At 64.0% G+C, this 16830-nt stretch carries 13 protein-coding genes and 1 pseudogene; 11 read left to right on the top strand and 3 right to left on the bottom strand.

Going from position 1 to position 16830, the window contains the following annotated elements:
• The first annotated feature begins 63 nt into the window (after nucleotides 1–63).
• The 5 genes from B8V81_RS08345 (at nucleotide 64) to msrB (ending at nucleotide 4289) form a co-directional block, all read left to right on the top strand.
• On the top strand, nucleotides 64–366 hold the full coding sequence (locus tag B8V81_RS08345; RefSeq protein WP_342352563.1) for a LapA family protein: 303 nt from the start codon (nucleotides 64–66) through the stop codon (nucleotides 364–366).
• A 118-nt stretch (nucleotides 367–484) separates the two neighbouring features.
• The gene (locus B8V81_RS08340; RefSeq protein ID WP_101808125.1) at nucleotides 485–1933 is read left to right on the top strand and encodes a nicotinate phosphoribosyltransferase; all 1449 of its coding nucleotides are present in this window, start codon (nucleotides 485–487) and stop codon (nucleotides 1931–1933) included.
• On the top strand, nucleotides 1911–3065 hold the full coding sequence (locus tag B8V81_RS08335) for an alpha/beta hydrolase (RefSeq protein WP_101808124.1): 1155 nt from the start codon (nucleotides 1911–1913) through the stop codon (nucleotides 3063–3065). The genes B8V81_RS08340 and B8V81_RS08335 overlap by 23 nt, the downstream gene beginning before the upstream one ends.
• Nucleotides 3040–3267, top strand: a complete 228-nt coding sequence (locus B8V81_RS08330; protein ID WP_146000467.1) for a hypothetical protein — start codon at nucleotides 3040–3042, stop codon at nucleotides 3265–3267. Before B8V81_RS08335 ends, B8V81_RS08330 begins: the two co-directional genes overlap by 26 nt.
• 59 nt (nucleotides 3268–3326) lie before the next feature.
• Complete coding sequence (gene msrB / locus B8V81_RS08325; protein ID WP_028598326.1) at nucleotides 3327–4289, top strand: peptide-methionine (R)-S-oxide reductase MsrB; 963 nt, start codon at nucleotides 3327–3329, stop codon at nucleotides 4287–4289.
• Between the two features lie 123 nt (nucleotides 4290–4412).
• On the opposite strand, the gene B8V81_RS08320 is transcribed toward msrB, so the two are convergent.
• Complete coding sequence (locus B8V81_RS08320; RefSeq protein WP_028598325.1) at nucleotides 4413–5006, bottom strand: TetR/AcrR family transcriptional regulator; 594 nt, start codon at nucleotides 5004–5006, stop codon at nucleotides 4413–4415.
• Between the two features lie 245 nt (nucleotides 5007–5251).
• Here B8V81_RS08320 and B8V81_RS08315 point away from each other — a divergent pair.
• From B8V81_RS08315 to nrdF, 6 genes and pseudogenes are all read left to right on the top strand, one after another.
• A pseudogene (locus B8V81_RS08315) lies at nucleotides 5252–6754 on the top strand (YhgE/Pip domain-containing protein); the annotation flags it as partial.
• A 132-nt stretch (nucleotides 6755–6886) separates the two neighbouring features.
• A complete protein-coding gene (locus tag B8V81_RS26255) occupies nucleotides 6887–7528 on the top strand; it encodes a YhgE/Pip family protein (protein WP_373864124.1) in 642 nt (213 codons plus the stop codon).
• A gap of 276 nt (nucleotides 7529–7804) precedes the next feature.
• Nucleotides 7805–8449 (top strand): TVP38/TMEM64 family protein, encoded by a 645-nt coding sequence (locus B8V81_RS08310; RefSeq protein ID WP_228551680.1) that lies wholly within the window; start codon nucleotides 7805–7807, stop codon nucleotides 8447–8449.
• A 555-nt stretch (nucleotides 8450–9004) separates the two neighbouring features.
• Nucleotides 9005–9364 carry a class Ib ribonucleoside-diphosphate reductase assembly flavoprotein NrdI gene (gene nrdI / locus B8V81_RS08305; RefSeq protein WP_028598323.1) on the top strand — a complete coding sequence of 120 codons (360 nt, stop codon included), beginning with the start codon at nucleotides 9005–9007 and terminating at the stop codon, nucleotides 9362–9364.
• Entirely contained in the window at nucleotides 9351–11435 is a 2085-nt protein-coding gene (nrdE, locus tag B8V81_RS08300) for a class 1b ribonucleoside-diphosphate reductase subunit alpha (protein ID WP_028598322.1), read from the top strand. The genes nrdI and nrdE overlap by 14 nt, the downstream gene beginning before the upstream one ends.
• Before the next feature lie 81 nt (nucleotides 11436–11516).
• Entirely contained in the window at nucleotides 11517–12473 is a 957-nt protein-coding gene (gene nrdF, locus B8V81_RS08295; protein WP_028598321.1) for a class 1b ribonucleoside-diphosphate reductase subunit beta, read from the top strand.
• Nucleotides 12474–12567: 94 nt separating this feature from the next.
• Here the strand turns inward: nrdF and B8V81_RS08290 are convergent, their stop codons facing one another.
• A complete protein-coding gene (locus tag B8V81_RS08290) occupies nucleotides 12568–16353 on the bottom strand; it encodes a DUF7507 domain-containing protein (protein ID WP_101808251.1) in 3786 nt (1261 codons plus the stop codon).
• A 133-nt stretch (nucleotides 16354–16486) separates the two neighbouring features.
• Nucleotides 16487–16804 carry a hypothetical protein gene (locus B8V81_RS25725; protein ID WP_043111142.1) on the bottom strand — a complete coding sequence of 106 codons (318 nt, stop codon included), beginning with the start codon at nucleotides 16802–16804 and terminating at the stop codon, nucleotides 16487–16489.
• Nucleotides 16805–16830 lie beyond the last annotated feature (26 nt).

Here is a 16830-nt window from a genome sequence, read left to right as displayed (position 1 = left end):
TGCGGATAGGGTGGTTGAACGATGAGAACGCAGGGATTGCTTATTTCGGGTCTTGTCTTCGCTTTGCTGATAGCCATTTTCGCGGCCATTAACGTCGATCCCGTTCAGGTGAACTTCCTGTTCGCGCAGACGAACCTGCCGCTGATTCTCGTCATTCTCGGCTCGGCGCTGCTGGGCGGCGCGAGCGTGGGCCTGTTCGGCATCATCCGCTCGTTCAGGCTGCAGAAGCAGCTCAAGGCGCAGCAGAAGGAGCTGGACGGACTGCGGGCGCAAGCGCGCCTGGAAACCGCGCCTGTGCTTGCGGATGATCCGCTGCCGGCAGGCTCCATCGAGGCGGGACCGGCGGCACGGCCTTCGGCCGAGTAACGGACGAAACGACGAGCTGCGCCCTGCGAGGCGCAGCTTTTCCCTTTTATGACGCGGACGGCGCGTGCCTGCGGCGGCCGAGAGCCGCGGGATGCCGATGAAAAGGAGGACGACACGGATGGAGACGGCGAAGCTGGCGCTGCATACCGACAAATATCAAATCAATATGATGTATGCCCATTGGAACATGGGGACGCATGAGCGCAAAGCCGTGTTCGAGATGTACTTCCGCAAGCTGCCGTTCGGCAACGGCTATGCCGTTTTCGCCGGGCTGCAGCGGATCGCCGACTACATGCTCGGCCTGAGCTTCACGGAGGAGGAGCTCGCCTACCTGGAGGAGCAGGAGGAGCGGTACGAGCCGGAGTTCATCGAGGAGCTGCGGCGGTTCCGCTTCAGCGGCAGCATCGACGCCGTGCCGGAGGGCACGCTCGTCTTTCCGAACGAGCCGCTCGTGCGCGTGGAGGGACGGATCTTCGAGGCGCAGCTCGTGGAGACGGCGATCCTGAACATGGCGAACTACCAGACGCTGATCGCGACCAAGGCGTCGCGCATCAAGCAGGTCGCAGGCGCCGACGCGCTGCTGGAGTTCGGCACCCGCCGCGCCCAGGAGCTGGACGCGGCCGTATGGGGAGCGCGCGCGGCTTACATCGCGGGCTTCGACGCGACGAGCAACATGCGGGCAGGCTGGCTGTTCGGCATCCCGGCCAAAGGCACGCACGCGCATGCCTGGGTGCAGGCGCATGAGTCCGAGCTGCAGGCGTTCGAGCGTTATGCCGACGCGCTGCCGGACGGCGTGACGCTGCTCGTCGACACCTACGATACGCTCGGCAGCGGCGTGCCGAACGCGATCGAGGTAGCTCGGCGGCTGCGCGCCAAAGGGAAGGAGCTGCAGGCGATCCGGCTCGACAGCGGCGACCTCGCCGTCCTGTCCAAGGAGTCGCGGCGCCTGCTGGACGAGGCGGGCTTCCCGGACGTGCGCATCGTCGCCTCCAACGATTTGGACGAGAACATCATCCTCAACCTCAAGGCGCAAGGAGCGGCGATCGATACGTGGGGCGTCGGCACGCAGCTGATCACGGCGGCGGACCAGCCCTCGCTCGGCGGGGTGTACAAGCTCGCGGCGATCGACCGCGGCGCCGGCTATGAGCCGGTCATCAAGCTGTCGGGCAATCTCGACAAGGTGACCAATCCGGGGTCCAAGACCGTGTACCGGCTCCTCGACCCGGCGACGGGCTGCGCGGTCGGCGACTACATGGCGCTGAGCGCGGAGGCGGCCCCGTCCGGAGAGCCGCTCCGCCGCATCGACCCGGCTCATCCGTACGTGAAGTCGGTGCTGACCCGATACGAGCCGGTGGAGCTGCTGCAGCCGCTGCTGCGCGAAGGGAGTCTCGTGCGCGAGCTGCCGGATCTGGAATCGATTCGGCGCTACCACCGGGAGCAGCTGGCGCTGTTCCGCCAGCCGCATTTGCGCAAGCTGCATCCGGAGCCGTATCCGGTATCGTTCAGTCCGGAGCTGTGGAAGCTCAAGACGGAGATGATCGAGCGTGTCCAAGACAGGAAAGAGTGAGCAAGAGCGGCCGCCTGCCGGCCGGCTGGCGCTGCCGCTGCGGCTGCTGCTGGCGGCCGTGCATGCCGGCGCTTGGATGACCGGACGGCCGCTCGCGGGCATGCGCGGACGGATGGCCGCCTTCATGCGGGCGATGGATGCCGTCGCCTGCCTGCGCCTGTCTGGCCGGGTCGACTCGGGGGACATCGACCTGCAGGCGGAGGACGGCCGCCTCATCCCGGCGCGCTGGTACCGGCCGGAGATCGAAGCGGGCGAGAGCGGCCGGGCGGAGCCGCTGCCGGTCATCCTGTATTACCACGGAGGGGGCTTCGCGCTTGGCGGCCACCGGCTGCGGCATCGCTACAACCGCGCCTGGGCGCAGCTGAGCGGCTGCCTCGTGCTGTCGGTCGGCTATCGGCTGGCGCCGGAGCACGGCTTCCCGAAAGGAGCCGACGACGCCTACGAGGCGCTGCTCTGGGCATCGCGCGAGGCAGGCTCGCTCGGCGGCGATCCGGCGCGGCTCGCCGTGGCGGGCGAGAGCGCCGGCGGCAACATCGCGGCGGTGACCGCGCTGCGCGCCCGCGACGCCGGCGGACCGCCGATCCGGGGGCAGGCGCTGCTTTATCCCGCGGTCGACCTGACCGGGCGGGGCGGTCCGGGGGCTGCGAGCCAGCCGTCGCTGCGACAGAACGGCCGGCAGTACATGCTGACGCTGCGGCTGCTGCGTCAATTCGCCGACGGCTACGCGCCGGAGGAGCTGCGCGCGCAGCCGCAAGTATCGCCGCTGCTCGCGCCGGATCTCGGCGGACTGCCGCCGGCGCTCGTCGTCACGGCGGAGCTTGATCCGCTGCGGGACCAGGGCAGGCTGTACGCCGAGCGGCTGCGCGCCGCGGGCGTGCCGGCCGAATACCGCTGCTATGCGGGCATGATCCATGATTTTACGGCGATGATGCCGGGCTGGCTGCCGGAAGCGGAGCAGTCGCTGCGGCAGGCGGCCGGGTTTTTGAACGATCGGCTGCGCCTTCCCGCGCATGGCGGCGGCCGTGCGGATGCGTCCGCCTCCGACGATCCAGACGGAGGGATCGGGAGCGCAGCGGCGAGGCGGCAAGGAGAGGAGACAAGAGAGCATGAGCATGGGCAACCATTCGGCTGAGGGCGGCTCGCAGGAGGAGCTGCTGCAGCTGCGGGCGCGCTGCGCGGAGCTGGAGAGCCGGCTGGCCGCAGCCGAGGCGGAGCGCGAGCGGCTCGCGGCGGAGACGGCGAGGCTCGCGGCGGAGGCGCAGCGGCTGCGCCGCAGGCTGGGCGGAGCGGAGGGCGCGATGCATTCGCGGCTGAAGGACGCGCTGCGCGAGTAGCGGCTTGGACTTCGGTCCCGGACGTCCGCTATAATAGAAGTCTGAGGAGGGATGGCAATATGGCAAACAACAACGAGCAGCTGGCGACATTCGCCGGCGGCTGCTTCTGGTGCATGGTATCGCCGTTCGAGGAGCTGCCGGGCATCATTCGCGTCGTCTCCGGCTATACGGCCGGCCACGTGGAGAATCCGACCTACGATCAGGTGTGCGAAGGCAACACCGGCCATACGGAAGCCGTGCAGATCACGTACGATCCGGATGTCTTCCCGTACAGCAAGCTGCTGGATATCTACTGGCAGCAGGTCGATCCGACCGACGCGCTGGGACAGTTCGCCGACCGCGGCGATTCGTACCGGCCCGTCATCTTCTACCATACGGAGGAGCAGCGCAAGCTGGCGGAGGAATCCAAGCGCGCGCTGCAGGAAAGCGGCCGCTTCGACAAGCCGATCGTCGTGACGATCGAGCCGGCCGCTCCTTTCTACGAGGCGGAAGACTACCATCAGGACTACCACAAGACGCATCCGTTCCGCTACAAGATGTACCGCAGGGGCTCCGGCCGCGACCAGTTCATCGAAGAGCACTGGAAAATGGACAAGAACGAGGACGAGCTGCGCGCCCGGCTGACGCCGATGCAGTACGAGGTGACGCAAAACAGCGGCACCGAGCCGCCGTTCCAAAACGAGTTCTGGGACCACAAGGAAGAGGGCATCTACGTCGACATCGTCTCCGGCGAGCCGTTGTTCAGCTCGCTCGACAAGTACGATTCCGGCTGCGGCTGGCCGAGCTTCACGAAGCCGCTGGCCAAGCCGAGCATCAAGGAGAAGACGGATACGAGCCACTTCATGGTCCGCACCGAGGTGCGCAGCGCCGGCGCCGACTCCCACCTGGGCCATGTGTTCGACGACGGCCCCAAGGATCAGGGCGGCCTGCGCTACTGCATCAACTCCGCCGCGCTCCGGTTCGTACCCGTGTCGCAGCTGGAGGACGAAGGCTACGGCGAGTACCGGAGCCTGTTCCGCTAAGCGTTTTCGATCCGTCAAAAAAAGCTGCCTTCCGCCATTACGGCGGGGGCAGCTTTTTTGCGCTTGAAGCAGAGGGGAAAAAAGGCGGTGATAGATGCCCCTGAGCGGGTCAGTCAATACGTCCTAAAGCGGCGAGCCGCTCTTTTGCGAGATGCCGTCCAGGAAATACAGCTCGAACAGGCGCATGACGTCCTCCTCCTGGAACGGCCTGCCCGAGACGGACGGCCAGTCCACGACGAGCGTAATGAACAGCTTGACCAGCACATACGCCGTCAGCTGCGGATCGCAGGGCTTGATCTCGCCCTTGGCGACCGCGTCCTCGACATGCCGCGCGACGAACTCCAGCAGCGCCTCCTCCATCATGCGGATGCCGAAGCCGGCCGCGGCCGTGCCGATCTCCTTCATCTCCAGCGACAGCCTCGTGAACAGCTCATGCTCCCGTCGAAAGTTGAGCACGTCGAGCAAGGCGCGGTGCAGATTCTCGGCGAACGGCTTGGCCGGGTCGACCGCCTTTTCGGCGAGCTGCACGATCTCCTCCACGAACGCGTTCATGATCTCTTCGAACAGCTGCTCCTTGTTGTCGAAAAAGGTGTAGATCGTTCCTTTCCCGACGCGCGCGATCTTGGCCACCTGGTCCATCGTCGTCGCCTTGTAGCCGAACAAGGCGAATGACCTGGCGGCGGCCTGGACGACCTCGGCTCTCCGATCGATCGACATCACGTGCAGACCTCCCGTATATGACTCTAGAACGAAAATGGTTCTTCTGGTCATTTTGATCGTAGCATAAGGTTTTTATACGGTAAACCGCCGTTTCCGGTTTCAGAAATGAAATCGCTTCAAGGGAAAAAAGCGGACAGGCGGCCGAAAAGAGCCGGTTGCATGTTGAAAACAAGCGTGATAAAGTAGGATTCTGACCAAATGACCAAAATAGATTTTTAGTCAGAGAGGAGAAGGGAATACCCATGAAGGCTGTGAAAACGATCGGCCAGGACTTGAAAGCGATGTTCAAGAAGCCGATGCTCGCCATCTCCTTCGTCGCCGTCGCGTTTGTTCCTATCCTATATAGCGGCTTTTTGATCGAGGCTTCCTGGGATCCGTACGGCCATCTGGACAAGATTCCGGTCGCGGTCGTGAACGAGGATCAAGGCACCGTGTACGAAGGAGAGCGGATGGATGTCGGCCAGGAGTTCGTCGACGAGCTGAAGAAGAACGGGAAGTTCGCCTGGAGCTTCGTCACGCCGGAGCAGGCGGCGCAGGGAATCGCCGGCAACGACTATTATATGGCGATCAAGATTCCGAAGGACTTTTCCGCCAAGGCCGCCACGCTCATGGACGATCAGCCGCAGCAGGCGGAGATCGTCTTCGAGCCGAACGGCGACTACAACTTCATCGCGGGCCAGATCGGCTCGACGGCGATGAAGGACGTCCGCGCGGAGCTGAATGCGAGCATCACGGAGGCGTATGCGCGCAGCATGCTGTCTCAGGTGAAGGAAGTGTCGGAGGGCTTCGCGGAAGCGGCGGACGGAGCCGGGGAGCTCAAGGACGGAGCCGGCAAGCTGGACGAGGGCGCTCGCGCGCTCCAGGAAAATCTCGCCAAGCTTGCCGAGGGCACCGGCAAGCTCAAGGAAGGAGTGTCGCCGCTCGTCGGCGGGGCGCTCAAGCTCAAGGACGGCACGGCGACGCTCGCCCAGGGCAGCGGCTCGCTCGCCTCCGGCCTGGCGCAGCTGCAGCAGGCGGGCGGACAGCTGACCGATGGCGCCGCCGCTGCCGACAATGGAGCGGCTCAGCTCGAGCAAGGGCTGGCGGCATCCGCCACAGGCGCGGCCAAGCTGCAGCAAGGGCTGCAGCAGTCGGAGCAGGGCAGCGCCAAGCTGGCGGACGGCCTCGAGCAGTCCGCGGCCGGCAGCGCCAAGCTGGCCGACTCGCTGGCGGCTGCGGAGGAAGCCGGCGGCAAGGTGTCGTCCGGCGCGGCCGAGCTGAGCGCCGGACTGGAGGCGCTGCTGCAGGCGAACCCGCAGCTGGCGGAGTCCGAGCAGGGCAAGCAGCTGCTCGCGGCGAGCAAGCAGCTGGCGGAGGGCAGCAGCCGGCTGAGCGCGGCTCAGCAGCAGCTGAGCGCTGGCGGCCGCCAGCTGGCGGACAGCCAGCAGCAGCTGGCGGCTGGCGCGGCCTCGCTGCATGACGCGCAGAGCCAGCTGCTGCAGGGCAGCGGCGAGCTGAGCGCGGGGCAGCAGCAGCTGCTCGCCGGCGCGAAGCAGCTGCATGCGGGCACGACGCAGCTGAGCGGCGGGCTGCAGCAGTTCGGCGCCAAGCTGGGCGAGGCTGCGAGCGGCAGCGCCGAGGTCGCCGGCGGCGCCAAGACGCTGAGCAGCGGCGCGACGCAGCTGACGAGCGGCATCGGCCAGCTGGCCGAGGGCGTCGGCACCGTCGCCGGCGGCGCGGTTCAGCTGGAGGACGGAGCCGTCCGGCTGCAGGACGGCACGCTCAAGCTCGTCGACGGCTCGGGCGAGCTGCAGAGCAAGCTCGGCGAGGCGGCCGACAAGACCGCTAGCGTCCACGACGGCGACGACACCGTGTCGATGTTCGCCGATCCGGTCCGCATCAAGGAAGACGACAGCCGCAAGGTCGAGAAATACGGCCTCGGCATCGCTCCGTACTTCATCTCGATCGCGCTGTTCGTCGGCGGCCTGTTCTTCACGACGGTCATCTCCTCGCGCGACTCGTTCCAAGCGGATGCGACGCGGCTCGGCCGCTTCCTCAGCCGCACGGCGACATACGTGCTGATGAGCGTCAGCCAGTCGCTGGCGGCGGTGCTGATTCTGCTGTACGGGCTGAAGCTCGACATCGGCAACGTGCCTCTGTTCATCGCCTTAGTGTTTGCCGCGAGCCTGACCTTTACTCTGATCATCCAGGCGCTCGTCACCTGGGGCGATCAGGTGGGCCGCTACGTGGCCGTCATCATCATGATCCTGCAGCTGACGTCCAGCGCGGGCACGTTCCCCAAGGAGCTGCTGCCGGACTGGATGCAGGCGGTCCATCCGTGGCTGCCGATGTCGCACAGCATCGCCGGCCTCAAGGCCGCCATCTCCAGCGGGGATGTCGCGGTCGTCTACGAGCAGCTGAGCTATCTCGGCATTTATGCCGCCATTGCGCTCGCCTTTACCGGCCTGTACTTCGCGGTGAAGGCGCGGCGAACCGCGGAGGCTACGCCTCTGGAGCGGGATGGAGCGCTGCAGGCTTGATCTTGAGAATAGCGTCCAAGTCGGGTTGATGAAGCCGGCTTGGATGCTTTTTTCATCAACGGCCTGGAGCTGTTGCTAGCGGCCGTCCTTCCGATCAGGACGGCCTCTTTTTTTTCGCTCGACAGGGATGCCCGCATCCCCGTCGAATGGAGGAGGAGCAAGCGCGTCGGGCTCTTCTCGGGCTTGGAAATCCATGTATTTGTGCGGAGGCGTCCGAATAGACTACACTTACTAAAGGCAGCGGCTGAAAAAATGAGCGGATGAGGAGGAGGAGCCATGCTGGATCGCATGAACGGCTGGATCGACTCGCTCGTCGCCGCGAGCGGCTTGGGCGGACCGGCCATCCTGTTGCTTACGATTCCGCTCGCCGTGCTGCAGGGGCTGTTCGGCTTCTTCCCGTTCGCGACGATCATCCTCATCCATATCTCGATCCTCGGCATCGCGGGCGGCCTGCTCGCCAGCTGGCTCGCCGGCACGGTGGCCGCGCTCGTCGTCTACCTGCTGTTCCGCTACTTCTTCTACGGCAAGGTGCAGCGGCGCTTCCAGGCGCGTCTGGAGCGCTACGAGCGCTATCAGGCCGCGCTCGACGAGTACGGAGGCTGGATGGTCATCCTGCTGCGCACGATCCCGGTCATGCCCAACAACCTCATCTCGTTCATGTCGGCCATCGCGCCGGTCAAGCTCCTGCCCTATCTCTGGTCGTCGATCATCGGCAACCTGTCCCATATATGGATGTTCGGGCTCATCAGCAGCTCGCTCATTTTCCCTGGCCACGACCTGCGGCTGCTGATCGCCGCCTACCTTGCGTTCCTTCTGATCCTCTCGATCGCGTTCGCCGCGGTGCGGATTCGGAAGGCGTTCCGAAGACGAAAAATTTTGCGGATGGGCGGAGAGAACCCATCCACAAATATCCCGCTCTAGCGTTGTGGATAAGCTTGGGATAAACGAGAAAGAGCCCGTCGGACGGGCTCTTTTTTGCTTATTCACAGCTGTGGGCAACCGCCTGTTTCAAGCCCCGGATCTGGAGGGTAATGCCCGTCCATCGGCTTGACAACCACAATATATTGAGGTAAATTTAACTCCTAGCCTCTACATATGGATAATCAAGCACGAACTAGACAGGCTGTCAAGTCCCAAAAATAGCCTTTAGCCGGACGCCCGCAGGCATCCCCGGCACGCGTCGGACCGGAAGCGCCGGACGCGTCCGGGCAGCCGCTTTCCGCCCGAAGAGGCGGGGGAAGAGCAGGACGGGCGCAGCCATGCATCGACAACTTAGGCAAGGCCCGGACGGAGAGAGCACCCAACGAGTGACAGCTCCGATCGGGTTGTTTCGGCTGTTTCCGCAAGCCGCCTTGGCCGCTGCTTCGCCGTCGGAGCCCTGGTTTCTCCAGCTGGAGGAGCTACTAGATCTAGTAGCAGGGCTTTGCCGGCGAATTCGCCCCGAGACAGCCACAAAAGAGAGAAGGAGTGGACCGCATGCTCATCGCCTACACGTCCCGCACGGGCAACGTGCGCAAGTTCGTCAGCAAGCTCGGCTATCCGGCCGTGCAGATCAGCGATTCGACGACGATGGACGAGCCTTTCGTCCTGGTCACCTATACGACGGGATTCGGCGAGGTGCCGCCGGCGGTCGACGCCTTCCTCGAAAAGAACCGGACTTATCTGCGCGGCGTGTCGGCCAGCGGCAACCGCAACTGGGGAACCTGCTTCGCCGGCAGCGCGGACAAAGTCTCGGAGCGGTACGAAGTGCCGGTCATCTGCAAGTTCGAGCTGTCGGGGACGGCTCGGGATGTCGAACAATTCATGCGGGAGGTGCAGCCCCTTGCGGCATATTGAGCTGAACAACGAGATCATGAAGCGCGGAGCGGACGGATTCTTCAAGCTGGAAAAGGATAAGGAAGCCGTCGCGGCGTTCATGGAGGAAGTCCGGGCCAAAAGCCCTTCCTTCGCGAGCCATAAGGAGAAAATCGATTACCTGATCGAGAACGACTACTACGAGGACGTATACAAGCACTATTCCGAGCAGGAAGCGGTCGCCGTGTTCGAGCTGGCGCACAGCCTCGAGTTCGAATTCCCTTCCTATATGGCGGCATCCAAGTTCTACACGGACTACGCGATGCGCAGCAATGACCGCAGCCAGTTCCTCGAGCACTACCCGGACCGCGTCGCGATCACGGCGCTGCATCTCGGACGCGGCGACGCCGAGCTCGCCAAGTCGCTGGCCGTGTCGATGATGGAGCAGCGCCTGCAGCCGGCGACGCCGACGTTCCTCAATGCCGGCAAGAGCCGCCGCGGCGAGATGGTCAGCTGCTTCCTGCTGGAGATGGACGACTCGCTCAACTCCATCAACTACAACCTCTCGACCTGCATGCAGCTGTCCAAGATCGGCGGCGGCGTAGCGGTCAACCTGAGCAAGCTGCGCGGACGCGGCGAGCCGATCAAGGGCGTCGAGGGCGCGGCCAAGGGCATCATGCCGGTGCTCAAGCTGATGGAGGACGCCTTCTCCTACGCGGACCAGATGGGCCAGCGCAAAGGCTCCGGAGCGGCGTACTACAACATTTTCGGCTGGGACATCATGGAGTTCCTCGACAGCAAGAAGATCAACGCCGACGAGAAGACGCGCCTGAAGACGCTGTCGATCGGACTGATCGTGCCGAACCGCTTCTACAAGCTCGCCGAGGACAACCAGCCGCTGCATGTGTTCGCGCCGTTCTCCGTGTTCAAGGCGTACGGCAAGCATCTCGACGACATGGACATGGACGAGATGTATGACGAGCTGATGGCCAACCCGGCCGTCCGCAAGAAGCTCATCATGGGCGCGCGCGACATGCTGGTCAAGATCGCTACAATCCAGCTGGAGTCCGGCTATCCATACATCATGAACAAGAGCAACGCGAACCGCTTCCATGCGCTCAAGGATATCGGCAGCATCAAGATGTCCAACCTGTGCACGGAAATCTACCAGCTGCAGGAGACGTCGGAGATCGGCGACTTCGGCGAGCCGGATACGATCCGCCGCGACATCAGCTGCAACCTGGCCTCGCTCAACATCGCGAACGTCATGGCGCACGGCAAGATCCGCGAGACGGTGCAGGAGGGCATCGCCGGCCTGACGGCCGTCAGCGACATGACCCGCGTCTCCAACGCGCCGGGCGTCGTCAAGGCCAACGAGGAGATGCACTCCGTCGGCCTCGGCGCGATGAACCTGCACGGCTATCTGGCCAAGATGAAGATCGCCTACGAGAGCCCGGAAGCCCGCGACTTCGTCCGCACGTTCTTCATGATGATGAACTTCTACTCGCTCGACAAGAGCGCCGACATCGCCGCCGAGAAGAACGAGCGCTTCCGCGACTACGACCGCTCGGAGTATGCCAAGGGCACCTACTTCGACCGTTACCTGGCGACGGACTACCGTCCCGTGACGGACCGCGTCAAGGAGCTGTTCGCCGGCATCGAGATTCCTTCGCCGCAGGACTGGGCGGAGCTGAAGGCCAAGGTCGCCCGCCAAGGGCTGTACCACGCGTACCGCCTGGCGATCGCGCCGACGCAGAGCATCTCCTACGTGCAGAACGCGACTTCGAGCGTCATGCCGATCGTCGAGCCGATCGAGACGCGCACTTATGCGAACTCGACGACCTATTATCCGATGCCGTTCCTGTCGCAGGACAACTTCTTCTACTATAAATCGGCCTACGCGATGGATCAGTTCAAGGTCATCGACCTGATCGCCGAGATTCAGGAGCATGTCGATCAAGGCATCTCCGCCGTGCTGCACGTCAACAGCAGCGTGACGACGCGCGAGCTGGCCCGGTATTACCTGTATGCGGCCAAAAAGGGACTGAAGTCCCTCTATTACACCCGCACGAACCGGCTCGGCGTGGAGGAGTGCGTCAGCTGCGCGGTCTAATTTAAGGAGGAACCACCCATGAAACCGATCGATCTCGCCACGCCGGCAGCTCCGGCCTCTGGCGCCGCCGCTGCCGCGCCGCTGCGCGCCGTCAACTGGAACCGTCCCGACGACGACTTCACAGCGACGTTCTGGAGCCAGAACCTGATGCAGTTCTGGACGGACGAGGAGATTCCGCTGTCCGACGACAAGATGAGCTGGATGTACCTGAACGACCAGGAGCGCGACACGTACATGAAGGTGCTGGGCGGCCTGACGCTGCTCGATACGGTGCAGGGCGGCGTCGGCATGCCGAGCCTCGTCGAGCATGTCGAGGGACTTCAGCGCAAGGCGGTGCTCGGCTTCATGGGCATGATGGAGCAGATCCACGCCAAGTCGTACAGCAGCATCTTTACGACGCTCGCTTCGACGGAAGAGATCGACGCCGTATTCCGCTGGGTGGAGAAGCATCCGCAGCTGCAAAAAAAAGCTTCCGTCATCTCCGGCTACTACCGCAGCATCGAGTCGCCGCGCGACTTGTACATGGCGATGGCCGCTTCCGTGCTGCTCGAGAGCTACCTGTTCTACAGCGGCTTCTTCTACCCGCTCTATCTCGCCGGCCAAGGCAAGATGACGAGCAGCGGCGAGATCATCGACCTGATCCTGCGCGACGAGAGCATCCACGGCCTGTACGTGGGCGTGCTCGCGCAAGAGGTGCATGCGTCGCTGAGCGAGCAGGAGCAGGCGGAGACGCTGCAGGAGCTGGACCGGCTGCTGCGCGAGCTGCATGCCAACGAGGAGCAGTACACGGACGAGCTCTACGTCGGCATCGGCCTGCAGGACGAGGTCAAGAAGTTCGTTCGCTACAACGCCAACAAGGCGATGATGAACCTCGGCCTGGAGCCGATCTTCGAGGACGAGGACATCAATCCGATCGTGCTCAACGGCATCAGCACCCGGACGAAGCAGCATGACTTCTTCTCCAAAAAGGGCAACGGCTATGTCCGTACGCTCAACGTCGAGCCGCTGCGCGACGAGGATTTCCTCTTCGACTTCTAGATTCGGACTCAAACAAACGGCAAGCCCCCCGGAAAAGCGCGCCTAGCGCGGTTTTCCGGGGGGCTTTTTTGCGGACTGGAGCCGGTCGGCAGCGTTATTCCTCTTCTTCCTCGATCAGCACTTGAACGGTGTTGGAGAGGGCCACCTGCGGAAGACGGCTGCCGTTCGGCAGCAGAAGCTCATAGCCGGCCGAAGCGGAGTTGACGACGACCGGGATCGGCGGCGCGAACGCGGCGAGCACCTGGAAGGCGACGATGACGGTGCTTCCTGCTGGAACGGCGCCGATCGGGATGCGGGACGGCGTCAGCTCGGGGGGCAGAGCCGTGCCGCCGACGGTCAGGCTGCCGGGCACGAATTGAAGTCCCGCGGCCAGAGCGTCGTAGACGATGACATTTTCGATCGGCTGCGTGTTGGGATTGAGCACGGCGAGCTCGAAGCGCACGGAGCCGCCGACCGTGACGGTCGAGACGCTGGCTCGCTTGACCAGCGAAGCGAGCGCCAGCACGGGCACGGTGACCGGATTGGTAGTGATTGTCTGCGTGAAGATCCGTCCATTCGGCAGGATGAACGTCAGATCGAGCCGCGCCTGGTTGACCAGCACGCCTCCGGGAGGGAAAGAGACGACCTTGAGCTTGAACGTTACGGTCGCCGTGCTGTTCGCCTCGACCGTGCCGACGAAGGCTCTCGTCTGCGTGTTCGCCCCTGGCACCGGCACGCCGTCGAGCTGAAGGCTGTTCTCGACAAAAACGCTGCCTTCCGGGAGATGGTCGCTCCAGATGATGTCTGCGTTGTAATTGCCGGTAATGGTGATGTCCACCTCATACAGCACCTCGTCGCCGACGAAGGCGAACGGAGTCAGCGCCCGCTTGATCGCCGTGACGGAAGGATTCGCGACCGAGACGACGACGAGGTTGGAGAGCGAGGCAACCGTCGTGCCTCCTGAGGTGAAGGTGGCCGTCGCGACATCGTCCACATCGTAATCGGGCTCGTTCAGCGAGACGACCTCTTCCACGAACGTCAGCACGGCTTGCTGGCCGGGAGCGAGCGTGCCGAGGCTGACTCCTGCGGCGATGTTCCCGGCCGACGGCACGCCGTTCACGGCGAGGCTGCCCGGGACGAAGACGGCTCCGGGCGTCGTGTCGTCGGTGACGACGACATTCGCCGCCGGCCCGGCGGAAACGTTCTCCACGACGATCGTGTACGTGATGCGGTCCCCGACGAGCGCATAGGTCTGGGAGGCGGACTTGACGACCGAGAGCTGCGGATCCGTCTCCAGGATCGTGACGAGATTGGACAACGCCGTGCCGGAGCCGGTCGCGCCGGAAGGGGAGCTGAACGTGAAGGCGGCCGAAGCCTGATTGTCGAACTGTCCGTCCGGCGGCGATGACGTCAGCAGCACGTCGTAGCTGACGGAAACCGTTCCGCCCGGAGCGACCGTGCCGGCCGCGATGCCCGTCGTCGGATCGGCTCCCGGAACGAGGATGCCGTCGACCCGCGCCGTGTCGGGCACAAAGGAGCTGTAGGCGTTCAACGGGTCGAGAATCGTGACGGCCGCAGCGACGTTGCCCGTATTGGTCGCCGTGACGGAGTAGGAAACGACCTCGCCGACCGCGGCGACCGTGACGGACGCCCGCTTCGTCAAGCCGATGACCGGCTGCAGCACCTCCACGTCGACCGGATTGGACGCGGAGCTGTTCGGCGCGCCGAAATACGTGAACGCGAGCGAGGCTTCGTTCGTCAGCACCGGCGGCTCCGGAGCGGAAAGGACGAGGAGCTGGAACGTCACCGTCGCTGTCGCGCCGGAGGCAAGCGTGCCGAGCGGGATGCCGGAAGCCGGATTCGCGGCTGGATTCGGCACGCCGCCAACGACGACGCTTCCCGTCACGAACGCGTAGCCGCTTGGAATCGTGTCCGTCAGGACGGCGTTGTCGATCGGACCGACGCTCTCGTTGGCGACGGAGACGGTGAATGTGACCGTCTGGCCGATGATCGCGCTGCTGGCGTCGGCCGATTTTTCGACGGGCACGATCGGCGGGTTGACCGGAGCGACGACCGGAATGACGACTGTATTGGAAGGCGTCCGCCCCGTCAGCGTGCGGCCGTCCGGAGGCTGGTACGTATAGGAGGCGGTCGCTTGGTTGACGAGATTGCCGTCCGGCGGAATGGAGGTCGCCTGCACTTCGAACGTAACGACGGCGGACTCGCCTGGACCGACAGGACCGACCGCGATGCCGGTGACCGGACTTTCGCCCGGAGCGGGGACGCCGCGGACGGTGACGCTGTTCGGCACATAGGTCGATCCCGCCGGAATCGGATCGACGATCGTCACGTTCGCCGCGATGTTGCCGCTGTTTTCGACAAGCAGCGAGTAGGTCACGATGCCGCCGAGCGGAGCGAGGGACGGACTGCCGCTCTTGACGAGCGTAAGGATCGGCTGATAGACGGGGATGCGCACGATATTGGACGGCACGAACGTGGAGATGACGGGCGAGTCGGGCGTCGGCTGATACGTATAGGCGACGCGGCCTTGATCGTCCAGCGTCCCGCTGAACGGCACCGCCGTCACTTTGTACTTGAACGTGATGACGGCCGTGGCACCGGGAGCGAGCGAGCCGACGGTCACGCCGGTGTCCGGATCGGCGCCGGGCAGAGGCGTGCCGTTCAAGGTGACGCTGCCGGCCACGAAGGAGGAGGCGGTTTCGTCGATGCCGTCGGTTACTTGAACGTTGGTTGCCGTCACGCTGCCGGTATTGCGCACGGTCAGCGTGTAGGTGATGCTGTCGCCGACGACGGCGTCTGCGGCCGACGCTGATTTGACGATCGTCAGGATCGGCTGCGTGATGTCGATCTGGATGCCGACGGAGTCGACGAGATAGCCGTCTCCGCTCGTCGTCAGCTGCAAGACGGCGGAGGTCTGGGCGTTCTGCAGCGTGCCGGCCAGGCTGACATTGGTCACGTCATAGCCTTGCCGGCCTGCCGGGATGTCCGATCCGGGATTGCCGTTGATCTGGTTGCGCGTGCCGAACGTGCCGGAGGTGTCGAGCAGACCGGCGTCGTTGTTGATCTGCGAGGCGAAAAAGTTGTTGGCAAAGTTGTTCGGTCCTGACAGCGTCCTCAGCGTCGCGGCCGTCGGCCCGAATCGGGCCTGGTCGCCGGTCTTGTTGGCGTCGCCTTCCTGGGCGCTGATCGCGGCTCTGGCGTCGAGCGGACCTTGAAAAGGAGTGGCGAAGCCGGTGACGACCGTGCTGACCGGTCCCGATGTCGCCAGGATGACGGCCGCGCCGACGCGGATCGAAAGGTTGCGCAGCGGCATCGACGGATCGGCGTATGCGACGGCGAGCGTCCACATGGCATGGTTGGACGTCGGATCGGGCACGACGATCGTGCCTACGACTCCGCTCGTCGTATACGCGCCTGCTCCTGCCGTCTGCACGATCGAGGTGACGTCGGCCGAACGGACGTAAGCGTAGCCGGGAGGATAGGGAGGGCTGTTGGCCAGCAGCACCTCGAACGCCGTCGCCGGGTCCGGAGCGATGCTGGCCGATCCGAGCGGCGTCGTCAAGGTGACCGGATCGTTCAGGAACGAGCTGAGATTGACGCCGTTGTTGATGTACATGCCGCCCCAGATGAGCTCGGCATAAAGCACGCTGCTGCCGGCAGGAAGATTCAGCAGCGCCGTCGAGCTGTTCTGCTGGAAATTCGATGTCGTCCCGGCCGGGTAAAGGCCGAATTTCTGCGTGGTGTCGATCGTCGTGAACGCGCCGATGCTGTCCACGGTGCCGGGCACTCCGACCGTGTTCGACCGGCTGAGGCCGAGCGTATTACCCGTATAGGTGATCGCTCCATTTTGGTTCAACAGGAATCGGTTGACAAAAGGCATTTTAAAATCCTTTCCGCCGCTGCTCGCCGGCATGAAGTCACCCCTCACATCTATGCCGAAACGAGCGAATTATGCGGAAAATCAAAAAAGCTCCCCCGATGCCCGGTCGGGAGAGCGGATTCAACAAGCTGGATTACTTGAGCTCGATGATCTCGTTGATGTTGCGGATTTTCAGCGCATCGGCGATGGAGCTCAGATGATAGATGTTGATCGTGCCGCGCTGCAGATGGCAAATTTCCGTGATGACGTTCGGACGCACGCCGGCCAGACGGGCGAGCGCGCCTTTGGTCAACGGCTTGTACAGCCGTTTCGCGTCGCTAGCCAGCTCCGCGTAGGCACGGATGGGAAGAAGCGTGTTCGTCGACTCGTCGATGAAGTACTGGCGAATCAGCGTTTCCAGATTGCTTTGAATGCGATGGGTCGCTTTGTCATACGTACTGGTTGTGCTCATAGCAAACTCCCTTTCCTTATTATGTA

The organism is Paenibacillus pasadenensis (genome assembly GCF_002864175.1).
Lineage (GTDB): Bacteria > Bacillota > Bacilli > Paenibacillales > Paenibacillaceae > Paenibacillus_O > Paenibacillus_O pasadenensis.
The sequence above is the reverse complement of the archived record's forward strand: the minus strand, read 5'-3'. Positions and strand labels throughout refer to the sequence as shown.

Excerpts from the sequence above, each read along its gene's own strand:
- B8V81_RS08340 (WP_101808125.1), top strand. The coding sequence starts at position 485 with ATGGAGACGGCGAAGCTGGCGCTGCATACCGACAAATATCAAATCAAT.
- B8V81_RS08330 (WP_146000467.1), top strand. The coding sequence starts at position 3,040 with ATGAGCATGGGCAACCATTCGGCTGAGGGCGGCTCGCAGGAGGAGCTG.
- msrB (WP_028598326.1), top strand. The coding sequence starts at position 3,327 with ATGGCAAACAACAACGAGCAGCTGGCGACATTCGCCGGCGGCTGCTTC.
- B8V81_RS08320 (WP_028598325.1), bottom strand. The coding sequence starts at position 5,006 with ATGTCGATCGATCGGAGAGCCGAGGTCGTCCAGGCCGCCGCCAGGTCA.
- B8V81_RS08310 (WP_228551680.1), top strand. The coding sequence starts at position 7,805 with ATGCTGGATCGCATGAACGGCTGGATCGACTCGCTCGTCGCCGCGAGC.
- nrdI (WP_028598323.1), top strand. The coding sequence starts at position 9,005 with ATGCTCATCGCCTACACGTCCCGCACGGGCAACGTGCGCAAGTTCGTC.
- B8V81_RS08290 (WP_101808251.1), bottom strand. The coding sequence starts at position 16,353 with ATGCCTTTTGTCAACCGATTCCTGTTGAACCAAAATGGAGCGATCACC.
- B8V81_RS25725 (WP_043111142.1), bottom strand. The coding sequence starts at position 16,804 with ATGAGCACAACCAGTACGTATGACAAAGCGACCCATCGCATTCAAAGC.